The sequence below is a fragment of the Paenalcaligenes sp. GW821-LYS-B07-1 genome, assembly GCF_058803365.1.
In genome coordinates this window covers 752,100-769,890 of sequence record NZ_CM179516.1, presented here as the reverse complement: position 1 = coordinate 769,890, position 17,791 = coordinate 752,100, and the positions used below count along the sequence as shown (strand labels likewise).

At 49.8% G+C, this 17,791-nt stretch carries 15 protein-coding genes and 2 tRNA genes; 9 read left to right on the top strand and 8 right to left on the bottom strand.

What is annotated here, in order from left to right; all coding sequences use genetic code 11:
- Positions 1–18 precede the first annotated feature (18 nt).
- The 4 genes from AC3QL0_RS03660 (at position 19) to AC3QL0_RS03645 (ending at position 5,781) form a co-directional block, all read left to right on the top strand.
- Complete coding sequence (locus tag AC3QL0_RS03660) at positions 19–1,155, top strand: M20 family metallopeptidase (protein ID WP_493010128.1); 1,137 nt, start codon at positions 19–21, stop codon at positions 1,153–1,155.
- Between the two features lie 342 nt (positions 1,156–1,497).
- On the top strand, positions 1,498–2,832 hold the full coding sequence (locus AC3QL0_RS03655) for a nucleobase:cation symporter-2 family protein (protein WP_493010127.1): 1,335 nt from the start codon (positions 1,498–1,500) through the stop codon (positions 2,830–2,832).
- 140 nt (positions 2,833–2,972) lie between these two features.
- Positions 2,973–4,331: an 8-oxoguanine deaminase gene (locus tag AC3QL0_RS03650; RefSeq protein ID WP_493010126.1), complete on the top strand. Its 1,359-nt coding sequence runs from the start codon at positions 2,973–2,975 to the stop codon at positions 4,329–4,331.
- Positions 4,332–4,536: 205 nt separating this feature from the next.
- On the top strand, positions 4,537–5,781 hold the full coding sequence (locus AC3QL0_RS03645) for an ArsB/NhaD family transporter (RefSeq protein ID WP_493010125.1): 1,245 nt from the start codon (positions 4,537–4,539) through the stop codon (positions 5,779–5,781).
- Positions 5,782–5,827: 46 nt separating this feature from the next.
- Here AC3QL0_RS03645 and AC3QL0_RS03640 read toward each other — a convergent pair whose 3' ends face one another.
- The 5 genes from AC3QL0_RS03640 to AC3QL0_RS03620 form a co-directional block, all read right to left on the bottom strand.
- The gene (locus AC3QL0_RS03640) at positions 5,828–6,868 is read right to left on the bottom strand and encodes an LLM class oxidoreductase (protein WP_493010124.1); all 1,041 of its coding nucleotides are present in this window, start codon (positions 6,866–6,868) and stop codon (positions 5,828–5,830) included.
- A 201-nt stretch (positions 6,869–7,069) separates the two neighbouring features.
- Entirely contained in the window at positions 7,070–7,909 is an 840-nt protein-coding gene (locus AC3QL0_RS03635; protein ID WP_493010123.1) for an arylamine N-acetyltransferase family protein, read from the bottom strand.
- Between the two features lie 457 nt (positions 7,910–8,366).
- The gene (locus AC3QL0_RS03630) at positions 8,367–8,906 is read right to left on the bottom strand and encodes a hypothetical protein (RefSeq protein WP_493010122.1); all 540 of its coding nucleotides are present in this window, start codon (positions 8,904–8,906) and stop codon (positions 8,367–8,369) included.
- Positions 8,907–9,055: 149 nt separating this feature from the next.
- Positions 9,056–9,132, bottom strand: a tRNA-Arg gene (locus AC3QL0_RS03625).
- A gap of 73 nt (positions 9,133–9,205) precedes the next feature.
- Positions 9,206–9,919, bottom strand: coding sequence for a polysaccharide deacetylase family protein (locus AC3QL0_RS03620; RefSeq protein WP_493010121.1), 714 nt, complete (start codon positions 9,917–9,919; stop codon positions 9,206–9,208).
- Positions 9,920–10,128: 209 nt separating this feature from the next.
- Between AC3QL0_RS03620 and AC3QL0_RS03615 the strand changes: the two genes are divergently transcribed.
- Both AC3QL0_RS03615 and AC3QL0_RS03610 read left to right on the top strand, forming a co-directional pair.
- Positions 10,129–11,424: a phospholipase A gene (locus tag AC3QL0_RS03615; protein WP_493010120.1), complete on the top strand. Its 1,296-nt coding sequence runs from the start codon at positions 10,129–10,131 to the stop codon at positions 11,422–11,424.
- Positions 11,425–11,467: 43 nt separating this feature from the next.
- Positions 11,468–11,544, top strand: a tRNA-Pro gene (locus AC3QL0_RS03610).
- A 129-nt stretch (positions 11,545–11,673) separates the two neighbouring features.
- Here AC3QL0_RS03610 and AC3QL0_RS03605 read toward each other — a convergent pair.
- The 3 genes from AC3QL0_RS03605 to AC3QL0_RS03595 form a co-directional block, all read right to left on the bottom strand.
- On the bottom strand, positions 11,674–12,117 hold the full coding sequence (locus AC3QL0_RS03605; protein WP_493010119.1) for a DUF411 domain-containing protein: 444 nt from the start codon (positions 12,115–12,117) through the stop codon (positions 11,674–11,676).
- A 63-nt stretch (positions 12,118–12,180) separates the two neighbouring features.
- Entirely contained in the window at positions 12,181–14,565 is a 2,385-nt protein-coding gene (locus AC3QL0_RS03600) for a phosphoketolase family protein (RefSeq protein ID WP_493010118.1), read from the bottom strand.
- Entirely contained in the window at positions 14,562–15,287 is a 726-nt protein-coding gene (locus AC3QL0_RS03595) for an ABC transporter substrate-binding protein (protein WP_493010117.1), read from the bottom strand. Before AC3QL0_RS03595 ends, AC3QL0_RS03600 begins: the two co-directional genes overlap by 4 nt.
- Before the next feature lie 140 nt (positions 15,288–15,427).
- Between AC3QL0_RS03595 and AC3QL0_RS03590 the strand changes: the two genes are divergently transcribed.
- From AC3QL0_RS03590 to AC3QL0_RS03580, 3 genes are read left to right on the top strand one after another with little or no spacing between them, the layout of a single operon-like run.
- Positions 15,428–15,838 (top strand): DoxX family protein, encoded by a 411-nt coding sequence (locus tag AC3QL0_RS03590; protein WP_493010116.1) that lies wholly within the window; start codon positions 15,428–15,430, stop codon positions 15,836–15,838.
- A gap of 18 nt (positions 15,839–15,856) precedes the next feature.
- Positions 15,857–16,798, top strand: coding sequence for a 2-hydroxyacid dehydrogenase (locus tag AC3QL0_RS03585; RefSeq protein ID WP_493010115.1), 942 nt, complete (start codon positions 15,857–15,859; stop codon positions 16,796–16,798).
- 49 nt (positions 16,799–16,847) lie between these two features.
- A complete protein-coding gene (locus AC3QL0_RS03580) occupies positions 16,848–17,789 on the top strand; it encodes a 2-hydroxyacid dehydrogenase (protein ID WP_493010114.1) in 942 nt (313 codons plus the stop codon).
- Positions 17,790–17,791 lie beyond the last annotated feature (2 nt).

The window sequence follows — 17,791 nt, the reverse complement described above, 5'->3', positions numbered from 1 at the left end:
TTTATAAAGCAATTTATTATGTCTTCCACATCGCCACTTTCTATTGATCAGATGATTCGTCATATCCAGAGCTGGGTTGAATGCGAGTCCCCTTCACATGATCCATCCGCATTGCGCAACATGGCCGACATACTGCTGCGTGATGCCGCAGCACTGGGTTTACACACAGAAACGCTATCGCTAAGCGAAGAAACTGGCCCATTGCTGCACTTCCATAATCGTCGTGCTGGTGATGATCGACCTGGCATTATGCTACTGGCACACTACGATACTGTTCACCCTGTAGGTACCTTGGCACGCAACCCATTTCGCCAAGAAGAAGACCGTCTGTACGGTCCCGGTATTTACGATATGAAAGCAGGTACGTGGCTAGCACTTACCGCTATGGGCTCGCTATCTGAGCCTGATAGCAGTGCCTTGCCTATTGATTTTGTGATTGTGCCTGACGAAGAAACCGGTACATTCTATTCACGTTCACACATCGAAAAATTCGCACGCAATGCTCGTTACGTACTGGTATGCGAACCAGCCCGTGCTGATGGTGGACGCTGCGTAACGGCCCGTAAGGGAACTGGTCATATTTATGTTACGACCCATGGCCGCCCTGCTCACGCTGGTGTACAACACCAAAAGGGCAGAAATGCTATTCAAGAAATGGCACATCAGGTTTTAGCACTGCAAGCCATGACTGATTATGAACGTGGCATCACCGTGAGTGTTGGGCTGATTAAAGGTGGCACGACTTCTAACGTAGTACCTGAGAACTGCTCCGTAGATGTTGATTTCCGTATTCCAGACCCAGAGGCAGAACACGTTTTACGTGAAAAAGTGGATCAACTCAAACCGGTAACCCCCGATGTAGAGCTAGAGGTGAAATTTGCAGTTAATCGCCCACCTATGCCCCGTACAGAATCCACTGCCGCCTTACTAGAGAAAGCACAAGGCTATGCCAAAGAGGCTGGTTTTATATTGGAAGAGGCTCCTATGACAGGTGGCGGCAGCGATGCCAACTTTACCGCTGCCCTAGGCATTCCCACCTTGGATGGATTAGGTGCAGATGGCGATGGTGCCCATACCCTACGTGAGCACATTTTGGTATCTACGTTGCCTGAGCGCTTGGTCTTTTGGCAGAAAATGCTTAAAAACCTGAACTAATTTAGGTTATTTAGTGATGTACTAACACCTACTCCTTACCCTCTATAGTTCACTCACTACCATTTTTTGCATCCCGCACACTAGAGAAATAACTCTAGTATGCGGGTTTTTTTATGCCCGTTTACCAATGAAGTTCAGCAAATCGGAATAACCGTCATTCCAGTTCAACTATGGACAGGCCATACATCGCTGTCCATACTTTTTAAGACCAATTGTCCGATTTTCCGTGTGCTAGTGATGATTTTCAGCACTATCCCCCTTTTGCTTTTACTGCTTACACCATGACCTAAAGACACCCCCAATTGCACAAGCACCAAACTATAAAAAATCAATGGAGACAACATGTCAAATACCGCAGCACCACAGGCGCATCCTGTTGATGCACGCCCCCCTCTTATGCAGCTCTTCACCCTAGGCTTACAACACGTACTAGTGATGTATGCTGGCGCGGTTGCCGTGCCGCTGATTATTGGCGGCGCGCTGCAATTGGACAAAGCCACTATCGCCTTCCTGATCAGCGCCGACCTGTTCTGTTGTGGTGTGGTGACCTTAATTCAATGTATAGGATTTGGGCGTTTTGGTATCCGCCTGCCTGTCATTATGGCGGTGACCTTTGCCGCCGTTGGCCCCATGGTCAGCATTGGCCTAAATCCCGACATGGGCTTACAAGGCATTTTTGGAGCTACCATCGCCGCCGGCGCTATCTCACTACTGTTTGTGCCGTTAATCGGCAAAGTCATGCGCTTTTTCCCACCACTGGTGACCGGCATTGTGATTACCTCTATTGGGCTATCCATCATAGGCGTGGGGATCAACTGGGCAGCTGGCGGCGTGGGTAGCCCTGACTACGGTGCACCACGTTATCTGCTGACGTCTCTTGCTGTACTGGTATTCATTCTGCTGATTACCCGCTACATACGCGGTTTCATCGCAAACATTGCCGTCTTATTAGGTATGGCGTTTGGTTTCATCATCGCCATGTTTATGGGCGAAGTCAGCTTACAAGGCATTGATGATATGGCATGGTTTGCGCTGATTCTGCCCTTTCATTTTGGCCCACCCAAATTCGAGCTATGGTCTATCGTGACACTGACCGTAGTCATGCTCATCACCTTCATCGAATCCATGGGGATGTTCCTCGCTTTGGGTGAAATTGTAGAACGCCCAGTAGACCGTAAAGCCCTAGAAAAAGGCTTGAACGTCGATGCGTTAGGCACCGTGATTGGTGGTTTCTTTAATACCTTTCCACATACCTCATTCTCACAAAACGTAGGGCTGGTAGGCATTACCGGTGTACGTAGCCGCTGGGTAGGCGTGATGGCCGGTATTATTCTGGTGGTGCTAGGTTTGGTGCCTAAGATCTCGCTACTGGTCGCCTCTATTCCCACTTTTGTATTAGGTGGCGCAGGCATTGTAATGTTCGGTATGGTGCTTGCCACCGGCATACGTATTTTGTCCCAAGTAGACTATACCCATCAGCGCCATAACACCTTTATCGTGGCCATCAGCTTAGGCATGGCGCTTATTCCTACCGTAGCACCTAAATTCTTTAGTCAATTACCCGATTCGCTAGAGCCCATATTACACAGCGGGATTTTATTGGCTTCATTTTCAGCCGTGCTGCTTAACCTGTATTTCAACGGCTTGAAGCAATCCACCGCACCGCATCAAACTTAATATTCCGGCTGATCGTTGTCTTTAGCACTACGATCAGCCCGACAAGGGGGTCGCCCTTGCACCGCCGGTACGCGTATCAGTCCATTGGCATTCACACCAAACCGTGCCTCTGCACAACTGGTATTCATAAGGTTTTAACGATGACTCGCATTCTGCTCAACAACATTCATACTCTGGCCACCATGAACGACAGCCAAGATGAACTGCAACAAGCGGCTATTCTGATTAACGGAAACATCATCGAATATGTGGGCTCACAAGCAGACTGCCCCGATGTTCACGTAGATCAAACCGTAGATCTTAGCCATCACGTGGTGATGCCAGGGCTGATCAATACCCACCACCATATGTACCAAACATTGACGCGTGCCGTCCCAAAAGCACAAGACGCTGAACTGTTTGGATGGCTAAAAACGCTATACCCTATTTGGGGTCGCATCACACCTTCTATGTTGCACGCCTCTACACAAACAGCTATGGCTGAATTGCTGCGTAGCGGTTGCACGACCAGCTCAGACCACCTGTATCTGTTCCCTAATGGCAGCAAGCTAGATCACACCATTGAAGCGGCTCACGAAATGGGCATGCGTTTTCATGCTAGTCGTGGCGCCATGAGTGTAGGTGAAAGCAACGGTGGATTACCGCCCGATACGTTGGTAGAAGACGAAGACCATATTCTTCGCGACATGCAGCGTTTGGTTGAACGCTACCACGATGCTAGTCACGGCGCGATGCTGCGTATAGCGCTTGCCCCGTGCTCGCCGTTTTCGGTTTCCAGAGACTTGATGCGTGAAAGTGCTGACTTAGCCCGCAGCCTGAAGGTATCGCTACATACGCATCTGGCCGAGAACCAAAATGACTTGGCCTATTCCCGTGAAAAATTTAACTGCACCCCTGCTGAGTATGTAGAAGAACTAGGCTGGGTAGGCCCTGATGTCTGGCATGCGCACTGTGTACATCTGGATGATCACGGCATCAATCTCTTTGCACGTACTGGTACAGGCATTGCCCACTGCCCCTGCTCTAACATGCGCTTAGGTTCAGGCATTGCCCCCATACGTGCCATGTTGGATCAAAAGGTGAAAGTAGGCTTAGGGGTAGATGGCAGTGCCTCTAACGATTCAGGTAACTTACTGAACGAAGCCCGCCAAGCCATGCTGCTGCAACGTGTAGCAGCAGAAGACCCACGTCGCTTTACTGCCCGTGAAGCGTTATGGACAGCTACCCGTGGCGGAGCTGCCGTACTCAATCGCCATGATATAGGCCAACTCAGCGTAGGGTTTGCAGCAGACATCATCGCCTTTGACCTCAATGATCTTGCTTACGCAGGGGCGTTACACGACCCCATTGCGGCTACCTTATTGTGCGGCAGTGCTGCTGTCTCACATAACATAGTGAATGGCCGCATGCTCATACAAGACGGGCAATTCCAGCATGTGGATATCTCTACGATTGTGCGCACCCACAATCAACTCAGCCATCAACTACTCTCGCAGTAATCTATGTTGTAGTTAGCACCACAGGTTCAAGCTAAAGGGAACAAAAAACTGAACGCACACAGACGTAAGCTACCGCTTACGTCTGTGTGCGTGCCCCTTTTACTTACTTGATCATTGGTCACTCTTGTCTGACCTATTCTTGTCAGCCCTATCCAGTACAATTTGGGATTCTTTTACGCCCCACCTGCTCACAGGCTGACATCGCATGACCCAAACCGTCATAGTATTTTTGCTGGTTTACGTTGCCATGGGTTTTGGCAAACTGCCCGGACTCAAAGTTGATCGCACTGGTGCTGCGGTTATTGGTTCACTCGCCATGATGGCGATAGGTAGCATCAGCCCCGCTCAAGCCTGGCAATCCATTGACTACGCCACCATAGGCATGCTGTTTGGATTAATGGTCGTGTCCTCCAGCTTTATCGTCTCTGGCTTTTATGATTGGACAGCACAGCGCGTCGCCTCATTAAAAGTCAGCGAACCCACATTACTGGCAGTATTAATTGGTGTGGGTGGGCTACTTTCTGCATTACTCACCAACGATGTGGTGGTAGTCGCCATGACGCCATTACTGGTATCTATTACCTTATCACGCGGCCTAAACCCTATCCCATTTTTGCTAGGCTTTTGCTTTGCTGCCAACAACGGTGCAGCTGGCACCTTGATTGGTAGCCCGCAAAATATGATTGCAGCGCAAGGCTTAGACCTGTCATTTATGGGGTTGCTCAAAGTTTCTGGCTTACCCGCATTGCTGTCGTTAGTCGTGATCTGGGCAGTATTGGCATGGCTATACCGTGGCCGCTGGGCGCTACCGGCTACTGAGCGTCCTGCATCACCCATTCCTACCGCGGTAGTGTCGCCCCCACTAGACCGTTGGGAAACTCTCAAAGCCGGTTTCATCACACTGCTGGTGATCGTAGCCTTTATGGTTGACCTCTGGCCTCGCGAATTAATCGCCCTAACTGCTGCTGGCTTTTTACTCATGAACCGTAAAATTGCCTCCAGCGACATGCTTAAACATGTGGATGGCAACTTGCTGTTGTTGATCATGGGACTATTTGTGGTGAATGCAGCCTTTGCCAACACCGGCTTGCCACAAGACCTACTGCACCACCTCAACGAGTGGGGTGTAAACCTTAACAACCCATTGCTACTCTTCTGGACTACTGGCGTACTGAGTACCATTGTGGGCAATAACCCCGCTGTCATGTTGCTCATTCCCTTCCTTCACCCCGCAGCAGGAGCACAAGATGCCTTAGGTGCAGCACTCACATTAGGCTCTGGCTTTTCCAGCAACCTATTCGTATTTGGGAGCTTGGCTGGCATTATCGTGGTGGAACAGGCCGCCACCTGCGGTGTAAAAATCTCGTTTGCCGAGTTCACCCGCTCTGGCGGTATTGTGGCAGCAGCCTGCATGTTAATGGCCATGGGCTGGTTAATGCTGATTACTTAATCACCCATAAAAACAGCAGCCCCCAAGAGTTGGGGCTGCATCGCTATCACCACGATACTGTATGCGGCATTACTGCACTATGCGAAGGAAAGTGCGGCAACACTTCCTCTGCCAACTCTTGAATCACCTCTGCGGCAGGCCTTTTAGCGAACTGAATACCTAATGCCGCATGATTTACCCCTGCCGCCTGCCAGTCATTCAATAAACTCATCAAGCCTTTACGCCCGGTACGCAACACAAAACCACCCTGCAAGGGAGTACGTGGGTAATTGGGATCTTCCACCAAATCAATCCATTCATTGGTGGTATGCGGACGAAAGCCCCCATCGGGAATCTGCTCACGCCATGCGCGTATTTTCTCTGCCAAACGTTGCGGACCTTGTGCATGATGCGTTGCGTCTGGGTACGTCAACCATCCATCTGCATGCTCAGCAATCCACGACAACGATTGCCCCGAGCCCCCTGTAACCAGCAAAGGAACTCGCCCTGTCACAGGCTTGGGCAAGAACTCTACTCCACTCACTGCTCCCAGCGTAGAGTGAATAGACAGCTCGCCCTCTTGCATCACTCGACGGAAATACGCCACCGACTCAGCAAAACGTTGTGCTCGTTCACTATGCTCTAAACCGTAAGCAGGAAACTCTACCGGCCTATCGCCTGACGCTATCCCCAACACCAATCTACCACCCGACAACTGATCAATAGTTGTGGCGGCTTTCGCTAAATCCAAAGGATGACGTAACGTAAAAATAGCACTGCCCGTTGCCAATGAAATAGTTGTCGTACGTGCTGCTAAAAATGCCAAATAAGTAAAAGGATCAAACACTTGGCCCGCATCACCAAATGATGGGTCGAACAACGGCACATCACGTACCCACGTCGCAGCAAACCCGTAATGATCTAGCTTTTCTACCAAATCCGCTTGGCCTTGTAGTACCGTCATATCCCCTTGAAAAAACCGTAAGGGCAAGAACACACCTAGGGTCAACCGTTCGGGCGCAAACATACGGCTATAGCCTGGGTGGGTACTAAACGCAGGGTAAGACGCCCCCGCCACGACAGAAGACGAACCTACAGCAGTATTCATGATCATTTCCTCAATGACACACAGCCCAACCGAGCTACAACAGGCCTTTTGCACCAAACGGTGACTACGCTACACGGCCACTAAAATTAGTATTTCTAATTTTTAGTAGCTACCAAGTAGACTATTCTCCATTGAGCATGTCATTGAGTAAAACGATCATTTCTAGCGTATAAATTTAGAAAAACTAAACTTATAAAAAACTTAGTGTTCTATGCCTTTATGTGCCGCACGAACTCGCGCAAAGGTTTGTTCGGCCTCGTCTGCTGTTAACACCAATCCAAATCTATCTTTCAAGCACTCCGCCCACTCTCCTACCTCGGTAAAATGTTGTCTATACACCTTATGCTCTGCGCTGCCACGTCTCGTTAATGTGGCGTTATGCAAAAGCTCACGTGCGCCTGGCAGGGTACGGCTAATGATCAATTCTTGTTTAAATACAGAGTTAGGATTCGTGCTGGTGTACCAATTCCCCAGCTCATAATCGACCCGTTGCGCCGGCTCTAAATTGAACTGATATACCGTCCGCCAGCCTCTAGGTATTTGGAACTCTACGCTGTAGTACCCAGGGGTATTTTCCGTCACTCTATAGTAACCGTGCGGTGTTTCTTGAGGAACATCGACCACGAACGCTAACGGCGCTGTTTGCGTGGTAGAGCCAAACGAAACATCAACTAGCCATAAGCGCCCTTCTATGCGTACCCCTAGAAACATATGAGTACGCCCTGTTTCCACATGTTCGGGAACCTGCCAACGCACGCGTGCAATCAACGGCACTACCTCATAGCCCAGTTGCTCTAATACTTCTCTAAAGAGTGTATTGTGTTCAAAACAATAGCCCCCACGCCGCTGAATCAACAGCTTGTTTTCCAAAGCATCCAGATCTAGCGGTACCGGCAAGTTGTTGTACGGAGCAAGATTCTCAAAGGTAAACGTTTGGGGATGCAGCTCGTGTAACGTGCGCAATAACGCCAATGTAGGAAGGCGCTCACCTTGATAACCAAGGCGATCAAAATAACGAGATAGCAATGTAGTAGAAGACATAAGCAGGATGACCTTCTGTATAAGACTGGTTTGCGGCAAACCGATGTTTGTTTAACTATTTATGTACTCTAACACATTCAATTAGATCATTGAATGATGAGGTATGCTGCACCTCTGCAAATACATCTGTTCAACAGCAGATACGGATGACTGCTCACCGCCACGTATTGATCACCCCAGTATTTCACATTTACGGGCTATATCTACACGTTTTTCGTAAACAGGTCTAACAGTAGCAACAAAGCTAAACACTAGCCGCTGCTGCGCAAACCACCAACACTGGACACATACAACTTAGTTTCGGCCTACTTTCACACGTCAAAAACTGATGAAGAAATACAGCCTCCCCGCGCAGAACATTCACTATGAACTGTTTGAGTTTAGGTAGAGCAAAAGCACGCCTGCGATGCAGTCATTGACCTACCGTCGAGATCAAACCTAGTGCAATATCTTGCCGCTATCGCTGTGGACGATCGGGGTACACACCCAAATAATGCAGACCACGAAATATGGTGTCCTCAGGAACCACTAATAATGGATCGCCATAACAAATAACAGCATTCACCTGTTCAATCCCTAGCGCTACTGCCCGTGCTAAGGCTGCAGATTCAGCAGTGTTTGTTGAGAACGTTGCATCCGCTAACGCATCAGCCACGGGCAGTAGTTCGTCAAAATACTCTGCATAAAACAGATCGTAGTCGAACTCACCTTCCTCACCCATATCCGCCAGCATCTCGGAATCACTCCCGTCGTCATTACCTAGGTAATCATAAAAAGCGAATGTATCACCCGGAAACGTACCAACCCAACAATGTATAACATCGTTGGGCTGCAGCCCTTTAGGGTGGAACTCTTCTACCCACTGCCACACCAGTTCATTCGGAATACCACGTCGCTTAGCGAGATTCTCATAGCCATCCGTAGTACGAAAATACGCCTCATCAGCAATCTCGCGACGAAATTCAAGGGAGTATTCTTTAGTAGGTTCAGTAGTCATGGTTGATTGTTCAATTTCTGCAGTAACGCCGTAGACGTCGCATTTCCCGCTTTAACATAGCCACATACTGCACTATGCTTTTTTCTGAGCAACAAAAAACCCGCTATCACTGGTAATAGCGGGTTTGCAGGCACTAACTTAGGTAATTCTGGCGCGTCCAGCAGGATTCGAACCTGCGGCCGCCCGCTTAGAAGGCGGGTGCTCTATCCAGCTGAGCTATGGACGCGTTTCAGGAGATAAACTCCGGTGAATCCGAGATTATAGCGTGAAGCTAGGCGCAAAAGAAAGCTCTACGCGTATCATCGCTGAGCATTCTGCTGACGCTTCTTTTCTTCACGTGGTGTACAGCACTTTTGCCAGAAGTTAAAAAGGTGTGTGGAACGCAAAATAGAGACTCTTGGCAAAGCAAACATATCATCTCCTGCATGTGCTAAACCGCGGAATGTCGCCGTAGCGTTGCTATAACCAGCCTCTTTCACCCACTCGCGCACTTCCACTGACTCATCACCAAAGGGATAGCAAAATGACTGCACTTCGGCTTGGGTAATGTTTTCCAGCACCGACTTAGACTCCCGCAACTGACGTACGCCTTCTTGTTTGCCCACTTTAGTCATGTAAACATGATCAATGGTGTGTGAACCCACCTCAAGGCCTGCTGCATGCCACTGTCGCATTTGATCGGCGTTCATCAGTTCTGAAGGTAAAGCCCCTTTGGCTTGAGCCCAGCCGTTATCTCGCAACCCAGACACCATGTAATTCGTTGCGGTAAAGCCGTGCTTTAACAACACTGGCATCGCATTTTCCAGCACGTTCACGTAACCATCATCGAAGGTTAGTGCAACGACTTTGCCTTGTTTTTCTCCGCGCAGATACGGTAAAGCGTCACGCATGCTCACGCCGGTATAGCCCAGCATCTTCAACAACCGCATTTGGTTCGCAAAGCGGCGTGGATGCACTGTAGCACCGCGCAAATATGTGCCTCGTGGTGAGGGCTCACCAATCTGGTGATACATCAGTATGGGTATCATCGCTAGAGCATCTAAAAAGGAGTAAATCAAGACAGCATTATTGCACTGTACTTCTGACTAGAATGCAACATTCACACCTAGCGTGTACAAATAGTCACCTTGGAGCGTAAGGAAACCAACAAAATCAGGGACCTAAACGCTATATACTGGTGCAGTCATTCTACGCTGTAACCCTTATCTTCCCTGTCTTTATAATGACTTCCTTCGTTTTAGTTCTACGCCACCTCAGTATTGCGCTACTGACGTTAGTGCTAGGTTTAACCACCGCTCAGGCTGGTATCAGTTACTCACTTTTAGAAAATCAGGCTGCTCCAGGTGAAACCGTCACCGTACGTGCCATTTTGTTCAATGATGGCAGCGCACCGCTTAGCTGGACGCCACCTAAAAACTTAGTCATGCAATGGCGTGGCAAAGACTCCGTCACACGCAGCTTGGCGTATTTGCAAACACAAGACAAACCCGTTGATGTGCCGGTGAACAACTTTGTTATTTTCAATTGGACGGCTATCGTTCCTACGGCAGTAAATGGCGTTCAAGCTGTTAGCGTTGAAGGTGCTCCGGATTTATTTGCGCTGGATACTAGCCGTGGTGATCCTAACCCGTTACTGGCTTCGTTAGCTGAAACTCCTGTGGTGAATGCCGGTGCCGCCGCACCCGGTGACACCAGCGACCCAGTTCTAGATGAGCACACAGTGCGTGCTGCAGGCGCTACGCAAGGCTACGGCCCTTCGGTCACCCAAACCGCGCATGCTCCTGTGGGTACATCAGCGTTTGAGAACTTCCGCAATGCGATCTCTTTGTATGAGCCTATTTACTTTGTGTTGGGCACTAGACCAGAAACCAATGCGCGTTTCCAACTGAGCTTTAAATACCGTCTGTTCAATCCTACCGACCCAACACAAGATAGCTTCATGAATCACTTCTATGCGGGCTATACCCAAACCTCTCTGTGGGACTTAAGCTCCGACTCACTGCCGTTTGTAGATACCACCTACAACCCTAGCGTGTTCTGGTACAAAGAACGCATGTGGGACAGCGCAAACAATCGCTTCTTCGTTGGCTTGAACTCAGGGGTAGAACACGCCTCTAACGGAAAAGATGGTGATGACTCGCGTTCATTGAATGATTTCTACATACAGCCAGAATTTGCCTACCGCTTCGATGGCGGCAGCACATTGAAGTTCAGTCCACGTGTAAAAGCCTATTTTGCGATGAGCGAAAACGGTGACTACCCCAATTATTTGGGTAGAGTGGACTGGAAAGTGAGCTGGGCACAAGATAATGGCCTGAAATTAGCAGGCACGTACAGACAAGGTCATCACGGGCGAAATTCTATGCAGCTGGATGCCTCATGGCCCTTGAAACGACTGTATAGCGGGATGAACGGCTATTTGTACCTGCAGTATTATCGCGGTTACGGCGAGACTTTATTGGGCTACAGACACAAAAGCGAACCCCAATTACGCATCGGTTTAGCTTTAGTTCCATAAAAAGCTTTCTTTTTAAAAATGGCCGTGTTAATATTTAATTCTTCGGGGCGTAGCGCAGCCTGGTAGCGCATCTGGTTTGGGACCAGAGGGTCGTAGGTTCGAATCCTATCGCCCCGACCAATACTAAAAAGGGATTACATCACACGATGTAATCCCTTTTTTCATGGCTGAAACGCACGGCCAAAAACAAAGCCTCTGGATTCCAGAGGCTTTGTTTTTTACGGCGAAGCAAGGCTCACAGGTACCGCATTAGAAGCGGCCGTACTCAGCAACCACCTTACCGGACTCATCCAGCAAATACACGGGCAACGTTCCTGGAATCTCTGGCCCCATACCGGGTGAGTTTTGCGGCATACCTGGCACCGAAATACCTACCGCCTTAGGACGTTCAGCCAAGAGCTTCTGAATTGCAGCCACAGGTACGTGACCTTCTATCACGTAACCATCTAACTCTACCGTGTGACAACTAGGTGCTTGATCTGTGCCTAACTGCTGTTTGACGGGCATCATGTCCGCATGATCCACGCGCGTGACAGTCATACCGTGCTGTTCCAAATAATCAGCATAGGCATTACAACAGCCGCACCATGGATCTTTGTGCAACACGGCTTGCAACGTTGCCGGTGCAGCGACTGCAGAACCCACAGGAACCAGTGCGGCTAAAGCCAGCACACAGGAAGCTAAACGAGTCATGATCACTCCTGAAAATTTGACCCTGACAGGCTAAAGCTTCCTACTGTGTCAGGGTCAAGTTTTTTACACCTCTGGATGATCTAGATCAGAGGGCTTCCCTTTGCCATCCAACGCAAGCAGATGCTGTGGCTCTAGTACCTGTGCTCTCTCCCAACCACATAGCTCAGCAGCAGCATCTACCGCATGCGCCCATGTACAACTGTTAGCAAACAACATACCGAACACATCTAAGGTACCGCCGCGATTGATGTAACCCAACGCACGTGTACTAGCCACACCGCTATCTAACCTACGTAACACCCCCAACATAGGCTCAGGCCTTGTATGAGTTAGCAAGACACGCTTCATACCCAGAGGGAACAGCTGCTGCAAGGAGGCATCATCCAACACGCTTTGTGCTTCTAGCTTGTCGCGAGGCACACGCAAACGACCCGGCTCCATAATCACGGTCACACAACTGCTGCGACCCCGTTTTTCTAGCCAAGCATGTGCTTTTAAGGCTTCCTCTAGCTGATACGCACCCATGGCCACCAACTGCACCTCAGCAGATTCTGGCGCACCTACCAAATGCCATGCCCCTGCTTCCACCAATTTCTTTGCGGTATCAGCGTCAAAACGGTTAGGCGTATCACGCTTAGAGATAATCAAGGTCGCCACTTGAGCGCGGTGTTGATACACATTACTCATCGCCGCAATTGCTGTATTACCGTCTACCGGGAACAGCACGCGAGACGTATCGGACATCTCGCCCAATAAGGCTTCACCAATCGTTGGGTCTTGGTGAGACTGCTCGTTTTTGGAGTTTTCCCATGTATGCGATGTCACGATCAGTGGCACCGACAACCACGCAGGGCTTTGCCCCATTTCACGTTGACGACGGGAGAAAATAATTTCCTGACGCAAGATACCCAGCATTTTCACCGCAAAGGCTTCATAGGTCACAATCAAATTCAGACCTATTTTGTTCGCCAAGGCAGCGGCTGCAACAGCCTCTTCGTTTAGTGCAGTGATCACCGAACCCAACACGCTTTCAGGTACGCCCGCTTCTGGTTCGTTCACACGGTGACGCAAACGCTGCAAGGTGCCGCCCATCTTGTTACTGGCTAGCTCATCTGGATTACCAATACGTACGCGTACGTCTGGGTTAGCATCTAATACGCTCAGGAACCAATCGTCCAAGGCCTGCATAGGCGATGCCACTTTTCCGACAGTCTCGCCTTTCCACGCCGGCAATGTAATGTTTTCTGGTTGACGATCCACCAGCGCATGCTGGCTTTCTTTTACCCTGTTTTGCTGCTGATGGTTATCCAAACACGCTAAAGCTTCATCCAACTCACCTGCTGGAATAAATAGCGCACTGACGCTGTTATTAAACGCATCACGTGCGTGTTGATCTTTAGAAGGATTCCCCCCCAGCGGCAGGTTATGGGCAGCATTCGTGCCCGCACCCGCAAAACCAAAACCTTTTTCGGTTTCTGCAATGATGTATGGCAACGGTGCTGGGTACTGATGTTGGGGCTGTGCAATAAAGTTAGTGAGTCTATGTTCAGCCTCTAGAATCCCCCATGCAATCGCAGCCGGGTCTCTACCGTCTACGATCATAGGATCAAAACCATTGTGGCGTAGATCTTCAGCCAACCACGGCGCACCACCCTCTTGGGCGATTTGCGTACGCTCTTCAATGCGACGGCCATTCAGTACCATTACAGGGATAGCCATACCGCTATCTTCGGCACGCCACCACCGCGGCGCCCAATCCGCACCGCGCTGCTCTTCAAAAGCTCCATCACTCAAGAACGCTACTACGCTTTCACCTGGCACAGGCATGTGTACATACTGCAGACCCGCAAAGCCCAAGTAACCACCTTCCATAATGGCACCCGCTGTTGCTGGACCGGCATGGCTACCCAGCGGTACAGCAGCGTGACCCTCTGCATCCATCGCGTAGCTGTAGAAATCTTTCATTAACTGGGCCAACCCTGTTTCACTGCGGTCATAACGACCTTTCTGATATGAGGACACATCACCAGTTAGCGCATTAATAGCCTCGATTGCTGCCACACAGTGCCCCTGCCCCATCAACCACGAACGGGTATCCCCTGTGAGCGCATTCGCTACCAGATAGGCCACAAAGGCTGGCACCATATTCAGAGCACCACCAGTATGCCCTTCAGGAACAGGTTTAAAGTCTTCGGCTTGTAATGGTGCTCCCGACAAATTGATGCGCTGAGCATAGGTCATGTGGGCCACGATACTCATGGCCATGCAACTGACTTTATCAGCCGCCAACAGCAATTTATAGCCAGCTTCTACCGTTGGCAATTTTCCCTCGGCATGCAAGCGCTCTAGCAATGCCTGCACGCGCACTACGGTCTCTGGTTGGTGACGAATAGGGCCTTTACCCTGTTGCCATTGTGACTGTAGAGCATTCATTGTTTGTGTTGTCATGGTGCTGCTATCTCCGCTGATTGGCCGCTCGCTTCCAGAGCCGCCCGTATGAAGTTGCTGTGTTTCATATCTTGCAAAAAGCTTACTAACCAATCATAGGCCAGTTGACGCTCCTTAGGGACAGCCATTGCCTGCTGAATAGCTGTGAAATGCCCTTCTAATACACGATACTCAGGATGCTCGGCCACATAGGCCAACAAAGGCTGACGCACACCCGCCGCGGCGTCTAATTGCTGTTCAGCGAATAAATCCATCGCAGCCGCCGAAGTAGGAGCGCGCACTAAACTGGCATGCAGCAAATGGCGGGACAAAAACAAATCGTAAGCCGCTCCCTGCCCTACAGCGATACGCACACTCGCTTGATCCAATTGATCTACGCGAGTAAATGGCGAATCGTTTGCCACCATATAGGTACCCTCTATTTGTACGTAGGCTTCAGTGAACTGAATGCTTTGGGCACGCAATGGATCTATGGCCAAAAACGCCAAATCCCACTCATCTTTTTCACGCCCAGCCACCACTTTGCCTGCCGCGTCATAACTGACAAACTGAGGGGTCACACCCAAACGTTCTGCCACTGCTCTGGCCAAGTCTGCTGCCACACCACGCGGCTGGCTATCACTTTCGCCACGCTGCACCAACACGGGATTTCCGTAATTCATGGCCACACGCAGTACGCCCGACGGAGCCAGATTACGTAACACCTCCTGTGTTTCCATCATGCTTTTCTCCTCGTCAACTTGTTTACAGAGAATTACCTACTCTACGGTAACCCCTGTGTATGAACTCTCTATAATAGCGCTAGTCCCCTAGTAAAAGCTGGCCTATAGCGGTCAGCATCTCCGCAACTCAAAGGCTTATTATGTCCTCTTCTTCATCCGATGATCTGGCCAAACTACTGCTACGTTTAGGTGTGGGCATCTTACTCTTGCTGCATGGCCTGCATAAGCTCTCTTATGGCGTAAGCGGCATTGAGCAACTGCTAGTTAACAAAGGACTGCCCCACTATTTAGCATGGGGAGTTTTTGTAGGCGAGATCATCGCCCCGCTACTCATGATTACTGGCCTATACACCCGCTTAGCAGGTTGGCTAGCTACCGTAAGTATGCTTTTTGCTTTATGGTTAGCGCACAGCCATCAATTTCTAAGCCTAAACAGCAGCGGTGGCTGGCGTATTGAACTTCAAGCCCTGTTCTTGATTGGCAGCCTATGCATAGCCCTACAAGGCGCTGGTAGACACAGCCTTGGTGGCTCTGGTGGCCGCTGGAACTAAGTTTTTATTGTGTAAGTTATGACCCTAGTAGCCAAACCCGAATACAGCACCCAAACCCTAGACGATTACAGCCAGCAATTTGCGCAGCACCTTCCTAACCTACCTATAACGTTATGGAACGACCCTAATCTGGATGTAGAAAGCATTCAGTACGCTATGGTGTGCCGACCTGAACCTGGTTTCTTAGCATCGCTACCTAATCTAAAAGCAGTGTTTAGCACTGGCGCAGGTGTAGAACATATCACCCGCGACCCACACTACCCATGGCACGTACCGCTGGTACGTATGCACACGCAAGAAGCCACCCAACAAATGGCAGAACACGTGTTGATGTGCAGCATGATGAGTGTACGAAGCTACCCCATCGCCATGCGTGCACAGCAGCAAAGCCAATGGCAAGACTATGAAATCCCGCGCAGCATCGCTAACACTACAGTGGGGATTATGGGGCTAGGTAACTTTGGTTTGCACACTGCTCAACAACTGCATCGCAGCGGTTTTAAAGTTATTGGCTGGTCACGCTCACGCCATGAGCATGACTTTATGGAGTGCTATGCCGGCCAAGAAGAGCTCGCTGACTTTCTATCACGCAGCCACATCTTGGTATGTTTACTGCCCCGCACAGATGCCACACACCATATTCTGAATCAGCACACACTACGCCAACTACCTGCTGGCGCTAGCCTGATTAACGTAGGCCGTGGCGCACACGTAAAAACCGATGACTTACGTACTGTGCTAGATTCCCAACATTTGAGCTATGCGTTCTTAGACGTGTTTGAACAAGAACCCCTGCCTGCCGATTCGTGGCTATGGCAGCACCCTAGCGTCATCACTACCCCACACGTAGCCGCCAATGCAACACTGGAGGCCAGCATTCAGTATGTCAGCGAGCAAATACGTAATTTTGAAGCTGGGCAAGCACTGCGTAATGTGTATGACGTGCAGCAGAAGTATTGATACTTATTATTCTTCTACGCTATGTACGTAGTAGTACTGTGAGACAAGCATGACCATACTTATAAAATCCGGAGACCCTTCTTCTATTCAGCAATGGCAATCACTCTTTTCTGTGCATTTGCCTGAGCTAACAGTACGCTGGTGGGAAGATACCAGCGTAGACCCAGAGAGCGTACGTTATGTATTAGTGTGGGAACCCGATCCTGGTTTTTTAGGGCAGTTCCCTAACCTAGAGGTTATTTTCAGCAGTGGCGCTGGGGTAGACCATATCACAGCACGTGACCCAGACTACCCTAAGCATATCCCTCTGGTACGCATGTATACGCCCGAATCCGCACAACATATGGCCGAGCATGTATTGATGTGCTGTTTGATGGCCACGCGTGGTTTTGCTCAAGCCACACATCAGCAACAACAAAAAACCTGGCATACCTACGAAACGCCGGCGATTGCCAGCGATATTACTGTAGGCATTATGGGGTTAGGAAATCTTGGGCTACACACTGCTCAATACGTGCACAATGCTGGCTTTAAAGTCATAGGTTGGTCACGCTCTGCCAAACACATTCCATTTATGGACAGCTACGCAGGCGACGAGCAATTATCCACGTTTCTACAACGCAGCCAAATAATCGTGTGCTTGCTACCCCAAACACCCGAAACGCAGCATATTCTGAATGCTCAAACTCTAGCCCAACTTCCTAAAGGCGCAACCGTTATTAACGTAGGCAGGGGCACACATCTGGATATTGCAGCCCTAAAAAATGCCTTGGATGCACAGCACTTGGGTTATGCCTATTTAGATGTGTTTGCGGAAGAACCTCTGGATACTCAAAGCTGGCTATGGACCCACCCACAAGTAATCATCAGTCCACACGTGGCCGCTAACGCCCCACGTACAGCCCGGGTGACCTACTTATCAGCCCAAATTACGGCACATGAGTCGGGACAAACGATGCAAAACATCTATAGTCCCGAACTAGGTTATTAACG

What these genes read in the sequence shown, in the direction of transcription:
- AC3QL0_RS03620 (WP_493010121.1), bottom strand. Translation starts at nt 9,919, where the DNA reads ATGTATCACCAGATTGGTGAGCCCTCACCACGAGGCACATATTTGCGC.
- AC3QL0_RS03640 (WP_493010124.1), bottom strand. Translation starts at nt 6,868, where the DNA reads ATGAATACTGCTGTAGGTTCGTCTTCTGTCGTGGCGGGGGCGTCTTAC.
- AC3QL0_RS03580 (WP_493010114.1), top strand. Translation starts at nt 16,848, where the DNA reads ATGACCATACTTATAAAATCCGGAGACCCTTCTTCTATTCAGCAATGG.
- AC3QL0_RS03595 (WP_493010117.1), bottom strand. Translation starts at nt 15,287, where the DNA reads ATGATGGAAACACAGGAGGTGTTACGTAATCTGGCTCCGTCGGGCGTA.
- AC3QL0_RS03635 (WP_493010123.1), bottom strand. Translation starts at nt 7,909, where the DNA reads ATGTCTTCTACTACATTGCTATCTCGTTATTTTGATCGCCTTGGTTAT.
- AC3QL0_RS03615 (WP_493010120.1), top strand. Translation starts at nt 10,129, where the DNA reads ATGACTTCCTTCGTTTTAGTTCTACGCCACCTCAGTATTGCGCTACTG.
- AC3QL0_RS03655 (WP_493010127.1), top strand. Translation starts at nt 1,498, where the DNA reads ATGTCAAATACCGCAGCACCACAGGCGCATCCTGTTGATGCACGCCCC.
- AC3QL0_RS03600 (WP_493010118.1), bottom strand. Translation starts at nt 14,565, where the DNA reads ATGACAACACAAACAATGAATGCTCTACAGTCACAATGGCAACAGGGT.
- AC3QL0_RS03645 (WP_493010125.1), top strand. Translation starts at nt 4,537, where the DNA reads ATGACCCAAACCGTCATAGTATTTTTGCTGGTTTACGTTGCCATGGGT.
- AC3QL0_RS03660 (WP_493010128.1), top strand. Translation starts at nt 19, where the DNA reads ATGTCTTCCACATCGCCACTTTCTATTGATCAGATGATTCGTCATATC.
- AC3QL0_RS03630 (WP_493010122.1), bottom strand. Translation starts at nt 8,906, where the DNA reads ATGACTACTGAACCTACTAAAGAATACTCCCTTGAATTTCGTCGCGAG.
- AC3QL0_RS03590 (WP_493010116.1), top strand. Translation starts at nt 15,428, where the DNA reads ATGTCCTCTTCTTCATCCGATGATCTGGCCAAACTACTGCTACGTTTA.
- AC3QL0_RS03585 (WP_493010115.1), top strand. Translation starts at nt 15,857, where the DNA reads ATGACCCTAGTAGCCAAACCCGAATACAGCACCCAAACCCTAGACGAT.
- AC3QL0_RS03605 (WP_493010119.1), bottom strand. Translation starts at nt 12,117, where the DNA reads ATGACTCGTTTAGCTTCCTGTGTGCTGGCTTTAGCCGCACTGGTTCCT.
- AC3QL0_RS03650 (WP_493010126.1), top strand. Translation starts at nt 2,973, where the DNA reads ATGACTCGCATTCTGCTCAACAACATTCATACTCTGGCCACCATGAAC.